The following is an 18,032-nucleotide window of genomic DNA, read 5'->3' on the forward strand; positions in this document are numbered from 1 at the left end:
CCGTGGACTTACTAAAATATCTCGGACCGGAGCTACTGATCCGATCAACTTTACGTCAGCATGTGGTTACCGCTTGTCCGGGCCATCAGGGGCGTCCTGCGCGTCACAAGCACTGGCCCGGCGGTTGGTGAGAGCCCCGCCTTGATGGGGTTAGAATAACAACGATAATTGGAGGAAGTAATGCGCAAACTGATGTTTGCCGCAAGCATCGCTGCTGTGACTCTTGTGTCGCCAGCGCTTGCGAATGAAGACGTGACCAAGAACCAAGCCGATCCCAACAACTGGGCTTCGCAATCGGGCGATTACAGCGCCACGCGTTACTCGACGCTTGACCAGATCAACACGTCGAACGTTGCCGATCTCAAAGTGGCCTGGACCTTTTCTACGGGCGTGCTGCGCGGACATGAAGGTTCGCCGCTCGTGATCGGCGATGTAATGTATCTTCACACGCCGTTCCCCAACATCGTGTTTGCTCTGAACCTCGCCGACGAGCAGAAGATCATCTGGAAATATGAACCGAAGCAAGACCCGTCGGTCATTCCGGTAATGTGTTGCGATACGGTCAACCGCGGTCTCGCCTACGCGGATGGCAAGATCATTCTGCAGCAGGCCGATACTAACGTCGTTGCTCTCGATGCCAAGACAGGAAAGGAACTCTGGAAGGTTGCCAACGGCGATCCCAAACGTGGCGAAACGGCGACCAACACCGTTCTGATCGTGAAGGACAAAGTCATCACGGCCATCTCCGGTGCGGAGTTCGGTGTACGCGGCTACGTGACGGCCTACGACCTGAACAGCGGAAAGAAGGTATGGCGCGCCTATAACATCGGCCCGGACAAGGAAATCTTGTTCAACCCTGAGAAAACAACATCTCTTGGAAAGCCGGTTGGCAAGGATTCCTCCTTGAAGACCTGGAATGGCGATCAGTGGAAGATCGGCGGTGGTACGCTTTGGGGTGGCTGGTCATACGATCCGGAGGCCGATCTCTTCTACTACGGCTCGGCAAACCCCTCGACCTGGAACCCTGCGCAGCGTGCGGGGCTGGATGGCAAGCCGATCGATCAGAAATGGACGATGTCGATCATCGCGCGCAACCCTGATACCGGTGTCGCGAGATGGGCATACCAGATGACACCGTTCGACGAGTGGGACTATGACGGCGTCAACGAAAACATTCTCGTCGATCTCGACATCAAGGGACAGAAGACGCCTGCGCTCGTGCACTTCGACCGCAACGGCTTCGCATACACGCTCAACCGCAAGGATGGCGAGCTTCTCGTAGCTGAAAAATTCGATCCGGCCGTAAACTGGGCAACCGGCATCGATATGGACAAGTCCAGCAAGGACTATGGCCGCCCGATCCGCGTCGCCAAGTACTCGACATTCAGGGATGGCAAGGGCCAGGACGTCAATACGAAGGGCATCTGCCCTGCAGCTCTCGGCTCCAAGGACATGCAGCCGGCTTCGTTCTCGAAGCTGACCGGCTTGTTCTACGTTCCGACGAACCACGTGTGCATGGACTACGAACCCTTCAAGGTTTCGTACACCTCCGGCCAGCCCTACGTCGGTGCGACGCTCTCCATGTATCCGGCTCCGGACAGCCACGGCGGCATGGGTAACTTCATCGCCTGGGACGGTGCACAGGGCAAGATCGTCTGGTCGAAGCCTGAGCAGTTCTCGGTCTGGTCGGGCGCTCTGACGACAGCTGGCGGCGTTGTCTTCTACGGCACGCTCGAAGGCTATTTCAAAGCCGTCGACCAGAAGGATGGCAAGGAACTGTTCAAGTTCAAGACGCCGTCGGGCATCATCAGCAATGCGATGACCTACACGCATGGTGGCAAACAGTACATTGGCGTCATGTCAGGCGTCGGCGGTTGGGCCGGTATCGGTCTCGCTGCTGGCTTGACGAACCCGACCGATGGTCTGGGTGCTGTTGGCGGCTACGCCGGCTTGAAGCAGTACACCAACCTTGGTGGCACGCTCACCGTCTTCTCGCTGCCCTAGCGCTTTTTCCAATAGTGAAGGTCTGCGAGAACTTTGGCCGGCACGGTAACGCACCGTGCCGGCTATTCAGCAGCTCCACCGCTTTCTTTGCGACAGTGTGTGAAGGTAGAATGGTGGAAAGAGTACCTCAGCGTTCAATACTCGTTCGACGGTCCCAATCAGAATTTGACGCCGACCTTGAGGCCGCCCGAAGATCTCCTTGGGAAGGAGCAGGTGCGAGCCGTCGATCACGTTACCCGGAAGCTGCGTCCTTATGCGTTTCGGGACTGCGAGGCGTTTGAAGCTACGGCGGCAAAGGCGAGAGCTGAGCGCCAGTTGCAGTTCTTGCGCATGACTGCCGAAGCGACCGGAGCGGCTTTTATTCTTGCGTTCGTGCCGCTGCCGTCGCGTACGCACCAGAGAATTCTGGCGGCGCCTCACGAAGCGTTGGCGGTGATCGTTACCGCGAGTTCCTGCCGGGTCGATCTACGGGTCGAAGACATCCGCGCCGCCACGGGACTGTCGCAGGCGGAGGCGCAGCTTGCCAAAGCCCTTGTCAGGGGCACGACCACCAATGAGTATGCGCAAGCGACCGGCCTCTCGCCCAATACCGTGAGGCGTCACCTGGCAGCGGCCTTTCTGAAAACCGAGACGAATAAGCAATCAGAACTGATTTCATTGCTTATTCGGGCGGTGGGGGTCGTTTCGGCAAACTAGACCAGACCGTAGCCCCGTCCATTTCGGCGCGTCGCGGTGACGATCGCCGCGCTGGCTGTGTGGAGTACAAGCAGCCCGTGGCCCGACCTGCTGGTGGCTGGCATCATGGCAGGTGTCTTCTTTACGTCGTCTTCACAAATCCTGCCCCAGCATTGTGTGAGCGCGAGGCGGAACGCGAATTTGCCTAAATCGCCACATCCTTATTGCCCGCTCGGCCAACCTATGGCAGCCTAAACTGTGATGCGGCACCGATTTTACCAGCGCTGGTTCGTTTTCCTGGGCATGCTTGCCATGTTCAGCGCGCTGCTGTCGATGCCGTTGACCGCAGCCTACGCTTTCGCGATGGCGGGCACGGCCTCGGCGACCGCCCATATGACGATGTCGGCACAGGACGCCGAGATGCCTTGCCACAAGGTGAAGAAGTCCTGTCCGGATTGCCCGCAGAAGGTTTGCCCGGAGATGGGAAGCTGCCTGGTGAAGTGCTTCCAGCCGTTGCCAACTCCGGTATCCGAAGCCACCCTCCACGACGACGTCATCACCGATCGCGTGGCGCCCGCGACTTCCGCGGTGCCAGCGAGTTCACTGATTCCGCCACTCCTTCGACCTCCAAGTCTCTGACCCGCGCCCTTTGGGCGTGAGCAATCGCTGCGGCCTACGCCGCGGCTTGCGGGTGCGCGCGCGCCATAGTGGCGGTGCGTAGGTTTGAGACATCAGGAGATATCCAGCATGCAACGTCATTCATTGCGCGCGATTGCCGTCGGCGTCGCGTGGCTCGTGGGCATGGCTAGTTCGGCTTTCGCCGATGCCAAAGACTACGAGTTCCAACTACTCGATAAAGAAGTCAAAAAAGGCGAGGCTGTCATTGCGGTCAAACTTGTAAACAAACCGTCGGGCCGCGCCGTACCAGACGCGGTGATCTTTGCCAAACGCATCGACATGGGACCCGAGGGCATGGAGATGATGGCATCGCCCATCGAAGCCGTGTCATCAACCGAGCCCGGCGTCTACCGATTCAAGACCGAGCTGACGATGGAGGGTCGTTGGCAGCTCTCGCTCGGCGCCAAGGTGCAGGGCGAGACTGGGACGGTTGAAAACAAGCTCATCATCAGAGCCACCCGATGAACTCGGTCCTCAAGGGGGTGGTGACCGCCGCAGCGATCATTGCTGCGGCGGGAGCCGGAGTTTGGGCGGGGCAATCAGGCCTGGTGAAGCTGCCGCTGTCTCCCGCGGCGACGAAAATCGGACATGGTGTCGAGGCGACCGGGCCGGTGATCTACTACCGTGATCCCGATGGGAAGCCGTTTTATTCGTTGGCGCCGCGCAACACCGACGGCGGAGCATCCTACGTCGCCGTCCACGCCAGCGAGGACGTGTCGTTCGAGCCGAAGCCCAAGACGCAAGAAGCAGCGGCGGCCCCGGCCGGCGAAAGGAAGATCAAGTACTACCGCAACCCGATGGGGCTGTCCGACACCTCGCCAGTGCCGAAGAAGGACTCCATGGGCATGGACTACATCGCCGTCTATGAGGGCCAAGACAGCGATGACGCCTCGGTGAAGGTTTCTCCCGGCAAAATCCAGCGCACCGGAGTAGAGACCGTCGCCGTCACCAAGCGGCGCCTGACGCGCACTGTCCGTGCTCCGGGCGTAGTTGCGCTCGATGAACGGCGCATCGCGGTCGTGGCCCCGAAGTTCGACGGCTACGTGGTCAAGGTCGGCGACGTTACCACGGGTACCCATGTAAAGGCCGGCGACGTGCTGGCGACGGTGTTCGGGCAAGCGGTGCTCGATCAAGCCGCGCGTTTGCTCGTCGAGGAGAGCTCGGGCTGGACTCGCAATAACGATGCCGCGTTTCCTCCAGGCTTCAAAGGGTCTTCGGGCGTGGTCGGCGCCACGCGTCGTCTGCAAAACCTTGGTGTGCCCGAGGAATTCATGGACCAGGTGAAGAGCTCGCGCCGCGTTCCGGACACCTTCACCATCCGCGCGCCCATCAGCGGCGATGTTTTGGAACGCAATTGGAGCGATGGGCAAGGCTTTAAGACAGGCGATGTCGGCTTCCGCATCGCCGACCACTCCGTGGTGTGGATGATGGCGGACGTCGCCGAAGGTGACATCGATGCCGTCAAACCGGGCCAAGCTGTTGCGGTCACGATGCGCGCCCATCCTGGCCGCATTTTCAAGGGCACCGTGGCGGTGATCTATCCGCACCTGACGAAGGAGACGCGGACGGCGCAGGTGCGCATCGAGATGCCCAACCCCGACCGTGCGCTGCTGCCCGACATGTATGGAGAGGTTGAAATCGCCACCAGTAGCGACGCGCCGGCGCTTATCGTGCCGTCCAGCGCCGTCATCGACAGCGGCAACCGCCAAGTCGTGCTTCGCGATCTTGGCGATGGCCGCTACCAGCCGCGCGACGTGAAGATGGGGCACCGGGGCGATGGTGTCGTCGAACTCCTCAGCGGCGTTTCCGAAGGGGACCGTGTCGTCGTCAACGGCAACTTCCTCATCGACGCAGAAAGCAATCTCCAATCCGCACTGAAGAGCTTCCAGACTCCTTCAACCACAGAGGTCAACCAATGATCGCCCGCCTGATCGACTGGTCGGCTCGGAACCTGATGCTGGTGTTCATCACCACGGCGTTCGCCGTTGTGGCGGGAATCTGGGCGGTGAGGACACTGCCGCTCGACGCCATCCCCGACCTCTCGGACACTCAGGTCATCGTGTATACCGAGTACCCGGGGCAAGCGCCGCAGGTGGTCGAGGACCAGGTCACCTATCCCCTCACCACCTCGATGCTGACCGTACCGCGTTCCAAAGTCGTGCGGGGATTCTCGTTCTTTGGCGTCTCGTTCGTCTACGTGATCTTCGAGGACGGCACCGATATTTATTGGGCACGTTCGCGCGTGCTCGAATACCTGAACGCCGCCGCCAAGCGCTTGCCTGCCGGCGTCACGCCCACGCTTGGCCCCGATGCCAGCGGCGTGGGTTGGGTTTATCAGTACGCGTTGCAATCCAAGGAGAAGTCGCTCGCGGACCTGCGGTCGATGCAGGATTGGGAGGTACGCTTTGGGCTTTCCAAGGCCGAAGGCGTGGCCGAGGTCGCAAGCGTCGGCGGTTTCGTCAAGCAATACAGCGTGACAGTGGACCCGAGCCGCCTCAGGAGCTTCAATATCCCGCTCGATAAGATCCGCGACGCCATCCGCAACAGCAATATTGATGTCGGCGGGCGGACGTTGGAGCTGGCCGAGCACGAGTTCATGGTGCGCGGTCGAGGCTACCTCAGGGGCGTGCAGGACATTGAGAACATCGTGGTCAAGGCCGAGGGGGGGACGCCGGTCCTGCTCAAGGACGTCGCGAGCGTGGAAATCGTCGGCGACGAACGGCGCGGCATCGCCGAACTCAATGGCGAGGGCGAGGTGGCGAGCGGCATCGCGCTGCAGCGCTCCGGCGCTAATGCGCTCACCGTCATCGACAACGTCAAGGGACGGCTGAAGGAGATTGCGCAGTCATTGCCGGCCGGAACGCAGGTGGTGCCGGTCTACGACCGCTCCGAACTCATTCACCGTGCTATCGAAACGCTGAAGCATACGCTGTTTGAAGAAAGCTTGGTGGTCGCGGTGGTGTGCATCATCTTCCTTCTGCACGTCCGCAGCGCGCTGGTCGCCATCCTGATGCTGCCGGTCGGCATCCTCATGGCCTTTTTCGCCATGAGGTCGCTCGGCATCGGCTCCAACATCATGAGCCTCGGCGGCATCGCCATCGCCATCGGCGCCATGATCGACGCGGCGATCGTCATGATTGAGAACGCCCACAAGCACCTGGAGCGCGCGCCCAAGGGCAAGCCGCGCATCGAGATCCTGGTTGAAGCCGCAGCCGAGGTTGGGCCGGCGCTGTTCTTCTCGCTCCTGATCATCACTGTGTCGTTCCTGCCAATCTTCAGCCTCGAGGCGCAGGAGGGCAGGCTGTTTGGGCCTCTCGCCTTCACCAAGACCTTTGCTATGGCTTCGGCCGCGCTGCTCTCGGTGACGCTGGTCCCGGCGCTGATGGTCATCTTTGTGCGTGGACGGATCATCCCCGAAGGCAAGAATCCCATTAACCGCGCGCTCATCGCCATCTATCGGCCGGTGATCAAGGGCGTGCTCAGGGCCAAAGCGCTCACCATCGTCCTTGCCGCCGTGGCCCTCGCGGTGTCGGTCTGGCCGGTGACCAAGGTCGGTAGCGAGTTCATGCCCAATCTCAATGAGGGCACGCTGCTGTTCATGCCAACGACGCTGCCGGGGCTCTCGATCACCAAATCGGCCGAGCTGCTGCAGATGCAGGACCGCATCATCAAGTCGTTTCCGGAGGTCGCGTCGGTCTACGGCAAGGCGGGTCGCGCGCAAACGGCGACCGATCCTGCGCCGACCGAGATGTTCGAGACCATCGTCAATCTTAAGCCGAAGGAGGAATGGCGCCCCGGCGTAACGACCGACAGCCTGATCGCCGAGATGGACAAGGCGCTGCAGTTCCCCGGCGTCTCCAATGCCTGGACGATGCCGATCAAGGCCCGCATCGACATGCTGTCGACCGGCATCCGCACGCCTGTCGGCATCAAGGTGATCGGCAAGGACCTCGCCGAGATGGATGGCGTCGCCCGCCAGGTCGAAACCGTTCTCAAATCCGTTCCGGGCACCTCCAGCGCGTATGCCGAGCGCGTGCTGGGCGGCTACTACCTCGAAGTGATTCCCAACCGCGAACGGCTGGCGCGCTACGGGTTGATGGTTGCAGATGTGCAGGACGTAGTCTCCACGGCGCTCGGTGCCGAACCTGTCACCACCACGGTGGAAGGCCGCGAACGGTATACCGTCGCCATCCGCTACCCGCGCGACTTGCGCTCCGATCCGCAGGCCATCGCCAAGGACGTGGTGGTCTCGCTTCCCGGCGGCGGCACGGTTCCCTTGGGCGAAGTTGCCGACATCAAGCTCACCCAGGGCCCGACCACCATCCGCACTGAAAACGCCAAGCTCGCCACCTATGTCTACGTCGACATCCGCGACCGCGACCTAGGCGGTTACATCGCCGATGCCAAGAAGGCGGTGGAGGCGCAGGTGAAGCTTCCGACGGGGACCTACCTCGTTTGGAGCGGCCAGTTCGAATATATGGAACGCGCCGAGGCACGCCTGCAGATGGTCGTGCCGGTGACGCTGATGATCATCTTCCTGCTGCTCTACCTCAACTTTCAGCGCTTCACCGAAACCCTCATCGTCATGCTGTCACTGCCGTTCGCACTGGTCGGCGGCTTCTGGCTGATGTGGTGGCTGGGGTTCAACCTCTCCGTCGCGGTGGCGGTTGGATTCATCGCGTTGGCGGGCGTCGCCGCGGAGACCGGTGTGGTGATGCTGATCTATCTCGACAACGCCAAGCGCGAGATTCAGGCCGAATGCTTGCGTGAGCGCAGGCCATTTACCCGCGACGACCTTCACCACGCCATCATGGTGGGCGCGGTGGAGCGCGTCCGGCCGAAAATGATGACGGTTGTGGCGATCATGGCCGGTTTGCTGCCCATCATGTGGAGCACCGGCACCGGGTCGGAAGTGATGCAACGCATCGCGGTGCCGATGATCGGTGGCATGATTTCATCAACACTCCTGACTCTAATGGTCATCCCGGCGATCTACGGCCTAGTGAAAGGCTGGCGCCTGCCGACCAAGACGCAGGCGCAAGCATCGTTCGTGGCCCCTAGCTGACAAATGAGCTACGGCTGCCCATCAACGCAGAGCGGACGTGCTTCCACTGCGTGTTTTGCCATTGGAAGCCATATATGAGCACAAGGATGAGCCTTTCGCCGTGTCGAGCACCACGAGAGCCAAGCCACTTATTCGTCGACCGCAAATTGATGAAATGGGAGGGAATTTCTCCTGATTTACGCAGAAAAGCGTTAGTCTGCAGATGCTCTTCCTCCGCAAGCAATTTCTACTTGGTATAAAATTCTATCGGGGAAGCTTAGTTCGGCCTTTCGAGACGACGAGAGAGCTAGCCAATCATGTCAACTCCGGAGCCTGTTCGCCGCGACCGCAACGCTGACATATCCTTAAGTCACCAAACCCAGGTCGACATCGGAGAACTCGAACTGACAATTCTCATGCCTTGTCTGGATGAAGCCAAGACCGTCCGGATTTGCATCGCAAAGGCACAGCGATTTCTCGAAAGTCGCGGCGTTGCGGGTGAGGTGCTGATCGCAGACAACGGGAGCACTGACGGGTCAATTGAACTGGCCCGATCATCCGGGGCCCAGCTCATTTCGGTGGCTAAGAAAGGGTACGGCGCCGCATTGGCTGCAGGGATAGAGGCTGCACACGGCAAGTTCGTCATAATGGGCGATGCCGACGACAGCTATGACTTCACCGATTTGGATCGTTTTCTGGGAAGGCTACGCGACGGCTACGATCTTGTGATGGGCGATCGCTTCCGAGGCGGCATAGAACGAGGTGCAATGCCTCCACTGCACTACTATTTGGGCAACCCAATTCTCAGCTTTATCGGACGATTGTTTTTCCGGATCCCGATCCACGACTTTCACTGCGGGCTGAGAGGCTTCCGACGAAGTGCAATAAGAGAGCTGCAGCTTCAAACGACAGGCATGGAATTCGCCTCGGAGATGATCGTCCGTTCGGCTCTAAAGGAACTACGGATAGCGGAGGTGCCGACGACGTTAAAGCTCGACGGGCGGGGGCGCGCTTCGCACCTTAAAACGTGGCGGGACGGGTGGCGGCACCTGAAGTTTCTGCTTATGTACAGCCCAAGGTGGCTGTTCTTCTATCCCGGGATCGCAATCACATCGCTCGGGGCTCTTCTAAGTACGATGTTGATTTGGGGGCCTGTCAGCATCGGTGGCGTCGTCGTGCTGGACCTGAATACCTTTCTTGCTGGATGCCTCCTCACCGTTATAGGCGTGCAGCTCATCACGTTTGGCGCGTTGGCACGATACTATGCTGCTATCACCGGCATGCTTCCGAGCGGCCGTCATGGCGCTCGAATCCTTAGGTGGTGCAGGACCGACCGCTTTCTACAAATCGCCGCCATGCTGATCTTTCTAGGGGTGGTAATTTTTGGGATCTGCTTCGTCGCTTGGGCGCGCGTCGATTTTGGAAACCTCAGCGACTCAAGAATTCCGCGCTTTGTTGCTGCTGGACTTAGTCTGACAATCATCGGCATCCAAACAGGATTTGCCGGTTTTCTCTTCGGTATCTTTGATATACCTCGGAAGGGCAAGTCGTGACGGGTAAATTCGAGAACCTGCAGACTTCCAAGGTTCCCTTCGAATCTATACGGAAGCTCGTAGCGTTCTTGGCAGTCGGCGGCACTTTTGCCATCGCTTATTCGCTTCTTTGCACGTTACTGGTGAAAGCGCTTCCCGGCCACTCGCTGATAATCAGCATAGGTGTTCACGCCTTTTTGATTCCCTTCGCTTTTTTTGCGCAACGTGTCGTCACCTTCGCCAGCTCGGGGGTAATGCCGCAGGAGTTCTTCCGTTACGCCGGACTCCAAATCGCGTCCATCTCGCTCAGCGCTTTCTTGCTGTCGCGGCTCGTTGGTCAGAATGACATTATAAATCTCTTCGTCTTTCTTTCCATTTCAGCGATTTCAGCGATAGTAAGTTTTGCGGTCTGCAGTTTTTATATTTTTCGCACTCGCGATCCAGATCCAACGTCAAGCTTAAGAAGCGCTGCGACAGATGGCATTCGATCGAGAGTGGGCAATAGCCAACCGATTAGTCCCGTGATCGCGGTCATGCTGTTCGCTGCGGTGTTGCTCATTCCGGCCATCGAAAATGGCTTCCCATTCGTCTTTAGCGACACGGGTGTTTATCTTCGGGCAGCGGTCGAGCGATTTATTCCGTGGGAACGATCTGTATTTTACAGCATTTTTGGTATTATTTTTCACCTTCAGGTGTCGCCATGGCCCGTCATCGCGGCTCAGGCGCTGATTGTGGCAGTTCTGATTCGTATCTTCGCAATCAAAATTCTCTCCGTTCGCTCTGAAGCAGCTCTCATCATTACGGCGATGTTGCTGTCTTTCGCTTCATCCCTGCCGTGGTTCGCGGGAGAGCTTATGCCTGACATTTTTACGGGGGCGCTCTTCATGGCGAGTCTAATTATTGGCTTCGCTTGGGATCGATTAGCCAACTGGGAGCGAGCATTTGCTTTTGCAGTCGTTAGCGGCAGCGTTGCCTTTCACTATGGGAATGTTCTGATCGCATTGGGTGCCCTTCTCGTATTCGCCGTATTGTGGGTCGTTGGCTGGCAGCCGATAGGAAGGGTCGGAGCGCGAATTAGAGCCCTGGCCGCGGCCATCTCGCTCGGGACACTGGTGGTCGTCAGTACGAATTCGTTGATGCTGGGAACGGTGGCGGTTTCCCCAGCCTCATCGATATTCATGCTAGCCAAGCTCCTTCGTGACGGTCCCGCGTTCGCGATCTTGGAGCAAAATTGTCCTGCTTCCGGATGGGCTTTGTGCACAGAATTAGGCGATCTCGAAAATTACCGCGATCGAGAGAAGCGCGAGACGTCATTGCCATCGATTGCCGATTATTTTTTGTGGGGTGGTCCACTAGAACGATTAGGCTGGTGGAAGACTTTCGAGCCCGAGGCAGCATTGGTGGTCAGAAAAGCTCTCCTCGTCTCGCCGCTATCGTTACTTAAGGAGTCAGCAAAAGACTTTTTCAGGCAGCTCATGCGCTTTTCGATTGGAGATGCTTTATTGCCCTATGGTGATGGCGGAGAACCTGTCGACTCCATACGAGCAGTTTTTGGAAAAGAAGCAGTTAGTGAGTATCTAGCTTCCTCGCAAGCGCGTCAGGAATTGCCACTCAAAGCAATCAATATTCTTCAAACAAGTCTCGTGCTTGGTTCTTTATGCTTTCTTGCATGCGGGTGCATTTATACGCGCCAACGGGATTCGACTGTCTTGCACCTCACGCTCGCGCTTTGCGGCTTCGTACTCGTGAACGCCGCCGTAACGGCGACCTTCTCGAGCGTGCACGATCGTTACCAGAGTAGAGTTATATGGCTTATTCCCATGCTCGCTTCGTTGGTTGTCGCACGATGGCTGAAGCCGACGGCAATGCCCGAACGCTCACTCGGGCACACCGATCGCAGTTTCAAGGGGTGAGCACTCAAAGGCACGAATGCGCCATGATAGCAGTCGCAGCTCTGGTCCTGCTAAGCCGCGCCTACCTTTACCGATGCATCGTAAGCGCTGCCCGAGATAACAGCATAGCGCCAACCACTATTGCTTGCGCATCTCATCTCTATGGCGTGATCCGCTGAATCTTTCGTATCTCGCTCCGAGACGAGTTGGAATTCGCACGCAACATCTTCGGTGTGTGCTGATTCAACGAGCGATGCACCGCAGCCGCATTTGGAATCTCTCTAAAACGCGCAAGCATCATGCATCCAAATATTCTTGACTTTTTCTTGAAATAATTGTCCTCAAAAGGAGCTGGGGGATTTTTGAGGGACGTCGCTGTGAACGATAGAAATGAACGGTCTCGCGTAAAGTCGAATGCGCGCGCGTGTGCGCTTTTGTTGGGCATCTCGTCGGTCGGTATTGCCGCCGCAGCCGTCGAAGCGGCCGCCCAAGAAAACAAAGCAATGGAGCTTCCGCCGGTTTCTGTTCAGGTGAGCGACAAAGCTAAGGGCAACAACGGAAAGAAAACCAAAACCGCCAAGAAGGGGTCTGGCAAAGCGACGGCAAGTAGAGCAAAGCTATCGGGCGAAAACGCTTCAGTGGCGGCTGCAGCTTCAGCGGCGCCGACAAGCGACGTGCCTGGGATTCCGCAACCTGATGCACAAGGCGATATCGGCTATAGAGCGACCAAATCCAGCAGTTCAACGAAGACCGATACGCCGCTGAGAAACGTACCTCAATCGGTCTCCGTTGTTACGGACAAGCAGATCAGGGATCAGGCGAGCCAGAGCATCGGCGACGTCATCAAATACGTGCCTGGCATTGAAGTTCACCATGGCGAAGGCAATCGTGATCAGGTTTCCATTCGCGGGCAAGTCGCCTCTACTGCCGACTTCTTCGTGAATGGCGTGCGTGACGATGCGCAAATCTTCCGCGATCTCTATAACACTGAGCGCCTCGAGATCTTAAAAGGCCCGGCGGCCCTTGCCTTCGGACGTGGCGGTGCCGGAGGCATCGTCAATCGGATCACCAAGCAGGCGGATTGGGACACGCATAATGAAGCAACAGTGGAATTCGGGAGTTTCGATCATAGGAGAGTCACGACCGATTTCGATAAGGCGATTAGCCCTGGGTTCGCGGCTCGCGTTACCTCAATGTACGAGGATAGCGGCTCATACCGCGATCATGTCGATCTTGAACGATGGGGCGTAAATCCGACTTTCGCTTTCAAACCGTGGAAGCGCACAACCGTCATCCTCGACTATGAACACTTCGAGGATCATCGCACCGCAGACCGGGGTATCCCTTCTGAACGCCCGGCGGGCTTTCTGGGAACGGTTGGGCCGTCTCCGGCCTCGGCATCAACTTTTTTTGGAAATCCAGACGATAGCTTCGTCAATGCTGTCGTAGACCGTACATCTGCAACGGTCGAGCACACAACGGACTTCGGCCTCAAGATCCGAAACGTCACGCAGTACGCCAACTACAACAAGATATACCAAAATATCTATCCGGGCGGTGCGTATGACCCGACGACGGGCCTCGTGCCGCTGCTCGCCTACAACAACATCAACAACAGGGAAAACCTCTTCAACCAAACGGACTTCATCCACAAGTTTTCTGACGGGTGGACGCGTCATACGTTGTTGGCGGGCGCGGAATTTGGATTGCAGCACTCCTTCAATTTCCGGCACAGCGGGCAGTTCGATATCTCGAACATTAATGGCCAGTGTGCCGCCTTCGGCCCTGGAAACAGTCTGCCGAATGGCACCTGCTTCGTCTCGTTCACGAACCCTACAATTTATTCGCCGCCGGTTTCCTTCGCGACGCCGACGACGCATAACCGCGTCACGGCAAATGCCGAGTCGTTCTATGTTCAAGATCAGTGGGAGATCGGCCGGTATCTGGAGATCGTCGGCGGCGTTCGCCATGACACCTTCGGCACTTCGGTGACAAACCTGTCGCCCGGTTCCCCTTCATCTGGCACTTTCAGTCAAGACGACAGCTTTTACTCACCCCGCGCCGGCATCATCGTGAAGCCGACAGACAGTCTGTCGCTCTACGTCAGTTATTCCGTTACGAACTTGCCCGCCTCGGGGGATCAGTTTGGAAGTGTCACGAACGCGACCAAGGATCTCGCGCCCGAAAGATACGTGAATAAGGAAGTCGGTCTGAAGTGGGATATCACGCCGGTACTGGCGTTCACGACGGCCTTCTACGAGGTCGATCGGACAAACATTCGCTTTGCCCAACAGGATGGCACCTTCATTCAGACCGGCAAGTCGGAAGTCGATGGTGTGGAAGTCACGCTTACAGGCTACGTCACGGATCGTTGGCAGGTGGCGGCAGGCTACGGTCACCAAACCGGTGAACTCACGAGCGCTACCTCTGCCACGTTACCAGCCGGAACGCCGCTTCCGTTGTTGCCGAGCGATACGATTTCACTCTGGAACCGGTATCAAGTTACCCGCGATTGGGCGGCGGGAGTTGGTGTCGTGCACCACACCGACGTTTACGCGTCGCTTCAGCCGGAAACCAATCTCGTCAAGCTACTGGCATACACCACTGTGGACGCGGCGCTTTACTATCAAATCAACGATCACGTGCGCGCCCAGTTCAACGCGATCAATATCTTCAACGAGAATTACATCGCCTCTGCTGGTAGCAACGACAACCTGATTCCCGGCGCGACGAGAACGTTCTATGTATCGTTGACCTCGTCGTTCTGAACGGGCGCTACGCGTGAAAGAAAGACCCTTGGGCCTCGTGGGCCATGGGTCTTTCGGTACGCGTGATGATTGGGTCTCGCCCTGGTGGGTCTCAGCTGCGTAATAACGTGGATGAGATGGGCGGGCTGCGTTCCAGGCGGTTGAGCTTCCAGATCACCAATACATCATCGGGGGCGAGAGTTTGCAAAGCGCGGTAGAAGAAGGACGTCTGAACTAACATTCCACCTGGGCCACTCGGTGGGGGCTGATCATTGCGCTACGCGAGCTGTCAAGCTGGTGCAATGAGCGGAACGACTTCGCTCGGCCTCTTGAGCTATTGGCTCATTTAACCTCAAATTTTAACTATCTCATACAAAAGATTGAGCAAATACTGGACACGGGCTTTCTTAAGGCATTCATTTGCTTAAAGCATTCATTCGAATTCAAATTAATTGTCTTGGGAGCCTGAAATGACCGGTGAAGCGTCCAAAGCCCCCTCGGAAGATCAATGCGATGTAGCCCTTAAGAGAACGCGACGGAATGTTATGGCCATGGCGGGTATCGCCGCGGGCGCACTTGTTGCTTCCAGCCTTGCAGCAGGAAAGGCCGCAGCGTCTGGCGGAAAACGCAGCTTCTCTTTGTGGGACTGCGATGAAGGCGTAGCTTGCTTTCTCATCGGCACGAAAATTCTCACTGCAGGTGGCGAGAGAGCGGTCGAGGATCTTCATGTAGGGGATAGACTTCCGACCGCATCCGGTCGCATGCGTGAGATTAAGAAAATTGCGTCCTGGGTTGTTGAGCGAGAACTCGATCGAAACTGGCCTGACGACGTTGCTCCCATAAAAGTGTGTCGCTCGGCGATCGCACCAAATTTTCCTCAACGAGACCTTTATTTGTCGCCCTTACATGCCCTCTACATCGACGGCATTCTCATAGCGGCGCGTAAGCTGGTGAATGGCAGGTCTATTATCCGTTGCACGGACTATGACGCACACACGCTGACCTACTTCAATGTAGAACTTGAAGACCATCAAGTGATCTGGGCCGAAGGCTTGCCGGTTGAATCTCGGCTTGTTGGCTCAATGGCGGCTTGCGCTCCGCTATGGGATAGCGGTAGGCGTGCCGAGTTGGCATCAAGGTTCAGAAGTGCGGTCTCGCCTTGGTTCGATAAACGCGATGTCTACGATAAAGTTCGCGATCGTCTTGAGGCAAGATCGGAAGCCAATTTAGGCGGCTATGGCTGCGCCGGCTGACCAGACAGCTCCGCGAGGGTTGAGGGAAACGCTGTCAACTGCCGCGCAATTTTTCCTCTGTTGGTGATTTTTATGTGCCGCTATCCTAGCGGCACTCGTACATTACTTACTTGTCGGAGCCTTCAACTGATAACTGTTGTGGCAGGCGACGCATTTCTGCAAAACTTCGGAAAGCTGACCAAGAGTATGCTTGGTCGTGCCGATAGTTTCGGCATCGTCCGCGATGGCGTCGAACTGGCCATGCACGCTGAAAGCGAGCTTTTTGAACTCCAGCGGTAGTTTGCCAACCATTGCAAGCGGCACGTCTTGAGACCTGGCCATTCCCATCGTACGGGCTGCTTTAGCGACACCCTTCATATCGTCTTTGGATAATGCATCCGACATGAGCTGAAGACTTTCAACAAATGCACGCATCTCCCTGAGTACCAAATTCCGCTCACCAGGCTCCAGGAGGACTGCAATACGTCCGTCTTCGGCTTTCTGCGTCGATCCGACAACAACGAATTTGTAGGCCATCGCCGCAATGATGAGCAGCAACACAACGATAGCTGCCAGGTAAACTCGGTTCTTCGCTGTGCCCATCATGGCCTCTCTGGTCCAAATACAGGATTGATTTTGTCCGTCGTCAGGATTTTCGGGACAGTTGAGGTTTTGATCTAAGAGAGTTTTTGACTCATCTAGTTGGCATGTTAGCGCCGATTCAACCGGACCTCCAACAGCCAGTCACCAGAGTCAGCCCGCAGCAGGAGAAGTCCTGTCAGATCACCGACGAATTGCAGGAGACTTTTGCGCCCACAGAAGCGGCCGCGGTGCGAACGCGAGTTGTGCCTTTGCCCGGGTGTTCGACGCTCCGGTCAGGCGCGTATGATAATAGACGGCCTCCTCCCCGATGGTCTTTAGCGCATCCTCGACGCTCATCCGCGGTGGTTCCTCAGCATCAACCCATCGAGCGAAGGCGGGAAGCCATTGGGCGACAGGCAGGGGGTTATCGTCCACGATGTTGTACACGCCGGGTTCGTCGGTCAGCGCCGAGACCGTTGCGGCGACAGCATCGTCGATATGGACGAATGACCAGACGCCGTTTCCCGCTCCGATGACAGCCGACTCGCGGTTTCGCACCATATCCGCAATGGCTCCGTCGGGTCGGTACCACGTACCTGGACCATAGAAGAAGCCGTAGCGCAGCACGACACCATCGAGCGATGACGTTGCTAGAACCTGATCTTCATATTCAGCGGTTGCGCGCGCGCTGTTGCCGATATTGTTCGGCGCATCGACCCGAAGCTTGGCAGTCTCGTCGGCGAGCTGTCCATCGGCAGCGTCGAGATAGAAACCGCGCGATTGGATGATGTAGCGTCCTACACCGGCTGCTTTGGCTGCCGAAAGTAAATTGGCGCCGCCGTCGCGGCGGAGGCGGGTATCATTGGGCAACCATTTGATGATCTCTACGGGGTTGGCAGGAAGCGAGGTCAGCTGGTCGATGACCACATCCGGTTTGGCCTTTTCGATCGCTTGCAAGACGGACTTGGCATCGAAAGCATCGGCATAGGAGACCTCGACCCCCAACTCGCGCAGGCGGTCAACGCTTTTGCCTGCGCGAGTCATGCCGATGACCTGATCGCCGCGCGTGCACAATGCCCGCGCGAGCGGCAATCCGATAGCTCCTGTCGCGCCGGCGATGAATACGCGCATGATCAGCTCCTTGCGAAACACCCACTCGTTGGGGCCTGTGTCATTTAATAGGGGTAGTCAGCGCCTTGTCGTCGGTATCGACGACGAAGACGGCGAGTAGTTTTGCCGGCTCGGTCTTGCTTGCGTTGCGGCTAATAGAATGCGTTGCCCCGGGGGGTTCAGACCAACTCTCACCTGCCTTGTAGACGCGGCTTGCGCCATCGTTGACCTTCGACTCGATGCTTCCGGAAATGACGTAGGCGTAGATGAAGCCCGACTTTGCGTGGGTATGCGGGGGCGAGGCGCCACCCGGCGCGTAATCCACGACGAAGGCGATCAGCGACTTGCCGGGAATGTTGGGTATCGCCTGCTCGAAATTCTTAGTGACGTGGTCGCCGCCGTCATGCGCCAAGGCTGGCGTAGCAGCGGCGATGGCAACGGCGGCGAATGCAGCGCCGAGTACAGTTCGCACCCTCATTGTCGTGCTCCTTTTCCGTATCCTTGTTGTCGACAAATGCGCTCTGTCTGGGCCGGAA

At 57.7% G+C, this 18,032-nt stretch carries 13 protein-coding genes; 10 read left to right on the plus strand and 3 right to left on the minus strand.

Annotation, left to right across the window (positions count from 1 at the left end):
- The first annotated feature begins 180 nt into the window (after positions 1-180).
- The 10 genes from HYPDE_RS03245 to HYPDE_RS18415 all read left to right on the plus strand — a co-directional run bounded on the left by HYPDE_RS03245 (position 181) and on the right by HYPDE_RS18415 (position 15,825).
- On the plus strand, positions 181-2,004 hold the full coding sequence (locus HYPDE_RS03245; RefSeq protein ID WP_015596918.1) for a methanol/ethanol family PQQ-dependent dehydrogenase: 1,824 nt from the start codon (positions 181-183) through the stop codon (positions 2,002-2,004).
- 99 nt (positions 2,005-2,103) lie between these two features.
- Entirely contained in the window at positions 2,104-2,700 is a 597-nt protein-coding gene (locus tag HYPDE_RS03250; protein WP_041319890.1) for a helix-turn-helix transcriptional regulator, read from the plus strand.
- Positions 2,701-2,940: 240 nt separating this feature from the next.
- Positions 2,941-3,318, plus strand: coding sequence for a hypothetical protein (locus HYPDE_RS03255; protein ID WP_015596920.1), 378 nt, complete (start codon positions 2,941-2,943; stop codon positions 3,316-3,318).
- A gap of 108 nt (positions 3,319-3,426) precedes the next feature.
- Complete coding sequence (locus HYPDE_RS03260; protein WP_015596921.1) at positions 3,427-3,822, plus strand: FixH family protein; 396 nt, start codon at positions 3,427-3,429, stop codon at positions 3,820-3,822.
- The gene (locus HYPDE_RS03265; protein WP_015596922.1) at positions 3,819-5,276 is read left to right on the plus strand and encodes an efflux RND transporter periplasmic adaptor subunit; all 1,458 of its coding nucleotides are present in this window, start codon (positions 3,819-3,821) and stop codon (positions 5,274-5,276) included. The genes HYPDE_RS03260 and HYPDE_RS03265 overlap by 4 nt, the downstream gene beginning before the upstream one ends.
- The gene (locus HYPDE_RS03270; protein WP_015596923.1) at positions 5,273-8,422 is read left to right on the plus strand and encodes an efflux RND transporter permease subunit; all 3,150 of its coding nucleotides are present in this window, start codon (positions 5,273-5,275) and stop codon (positions 8,420-8,422) included. The genes HYPDE_RS03265 and HYPDE_RS03270 overlap by 4 nt, the downstream gene beginning before the upstream one ends.
- A gap of 296 nt (positions 8,423-8,718) precedes the next feature.
- Entirely contained in the window at positions 8,719-9,954 is a 1,236-nt protein-coding gene (locus tag HYPDE_RS03275) for a glycosyltransferase family 2 protein (RefSeq protein ID WP_015596924.1), read from the plus strand.
- A complete protein-coding gene (locus tag HYPDE_RS03280; protein ID WP_015596925.1) occupies positions 9,951-11,846 on the plus strand; it encodes a hypothetical protein in 1,896 nt (631 codons plus the stop codon). The genes HYPDE_RS03275 and HYPDE_RS03280 overlap by 4 nt, the downstream gene beginning before the upstream one ends.
- A 356-nt stretch (positions 11,847-12,202) precedes the next feature.
- The gene (locus HYPDE_RS03285; protein WP_144061168.1) at positions 12,203-14,593 is read left to right on the plus strand and encodes a TonB-dependent receptor; all 2,391 of its coding nucleotides are present in this window, start codon (positions 12,203-12,205) and stop codon (positions 14,591-14,593) included.
- 449 nt (positions 14,594-15,042) lie between these two features.
- Complete coding sequence (locus HYPDE_RS18415) at positions 15,043-15,825, plus strand: Hint domain-containing protein (protein WP_015596927.1); 783 nt, start codon at positions 15,043-15,045, stop codon at positions 15,823-15,825.
- A gap of 102 nt (positions 15,826-15,927) precedes the next feature.
- Here HYPDE_RS18415 and HYPDE_RS03295 read toward each other — a convergent pair whose 3' ends face one another.
- From HYPDE_RS03295 to HYPDE_RS03305, 3 genes are all read right to left on the minus strand, one after another.
- On the minus strand, positions 15,928-16,410 hold the full coding sequence (locus HYPDE_RS03295) for a hypothetical protein (protein ID WP_015596928.1): 483 nt from the start codon (positions 16,408-16,410) through the stop codon (positions 15,928-15,930).
- A 177-nt stretch (positions 16,411-16,587) separates the two neighbouring features.
- Positions 16,588-17,517 (minus strand): NAD-dependent epimerase/dehydratase family protein, encoded by a 930-nt coding sequence (locus tag HYPDE_RS03300; protein ID WP_041320794.1) that lies wholly within the window; start codon positions 17,515-17,517, stop codon positions 16,588-16,590.
- Positions 17,518-17,557: 40 nt separating this feature from the next.
- Complete coding sequence (locus HYPDE_RS03305; protein ID WP_015596930.1) at positions 17,558-17,974, minus strand: cupin domain-containing protein; 417 nt, start codon at positions 17,972-17,974, stop codon at positions 17,558-17,560.
- Positions 17,975-18,032 lie beyond the last annotated feature (58 nt).

Origin of the sequence: Hyphomicrobium denitrificans 1NES1 (assembly GCF_000230975.2) — a bacterium.
Lineage (GTDB): Bacteria > Pseudomonadota > Alphaproteobacteria > Rhizobiales > Hyphomicrobiaceae > Hyphomicrobium_B > Hyphomicrobium_B denitrificans_A.

What these genes read in the sequence shown, in the direction of transcription:
- HYPDE_RS03245 (WP_015596918.1), top strand. Translation starts at nt 181, where the DNA reads ATGCGCAAACTGATGTTTGCCGCAAGCATCGCTGCTGTGACTCTTGTG.
- HYPDE_RS03255 (WP_015596920.1), top strand. Translation starts at nt 2,941, where the DNA reads ATGCGGCACCGATTTTACCAGCGCTGGTTCGTTTTCCTGGGCATGCTT.
- HYPDE_RS03260 (WP_015596921.1), top strand. Translation starts at nt 3,427, where the DNA reads ATGCAACGTCATTCATTGCGCGCGATTGCCGTCGGCGTCGCGTGGCTC.
- HYPDE_RS03265 (WP_015596922.1), top strand. Translation starts at nt 3,819, where the DNA reads ATGAACTCGGTCCTCAAGGGGGTGGTGACCGCCGCAGCGATCATTGCT.
- HYPDE_RS03270 (WP_015596923.1), top strand. Translation starts at nt 5,273, where the DNA reads ATGATCGCCCGCCTGATCGACTGGTCGGCTCGGAACCTGATGCTGGTG.
- HYPDE_RS03275 (WP_015596924.1), top strand. Translation starts at nt 8,719, where the DNA reads ATGTCAACTCCGGAGCCTGTTCGCCGCGACCGCAACGCTGACATATCC.
- HYPDE_RS18415 (WP_015596927.1), top strand. Translation starts at nt 15,043, where the DNA reads ATGACCGGTGAAGCGTCCAAAGCCCCCTCGGAAGATCAATGCGATGTA.
- HYPDE_RS03295 (WP_015596928.1), bottom strand. Translation starts at nt 16,410, where the DNA reads ATGATGGGCACAGCGAAGAACCGAGTTTACCTGGCAGCTATCGTTGTG.
- HYPDE_RS03300 (WP_041320794.1), bottom strand. Translation starts at nt 17,517, where the DNA reads ATGCGCGTATTCATCGCCGGCGCGACAGGAGCTATCGGATTGCCGCTC.
- HYPDE_RS03305 (WP_015596930.1), bottom strand. Translation starts at nt 17,974, where the DNA reads ATGAGGGTGCGAACTGTACTCGGCGCTGCATTCGCCGCCGTTGCCATC.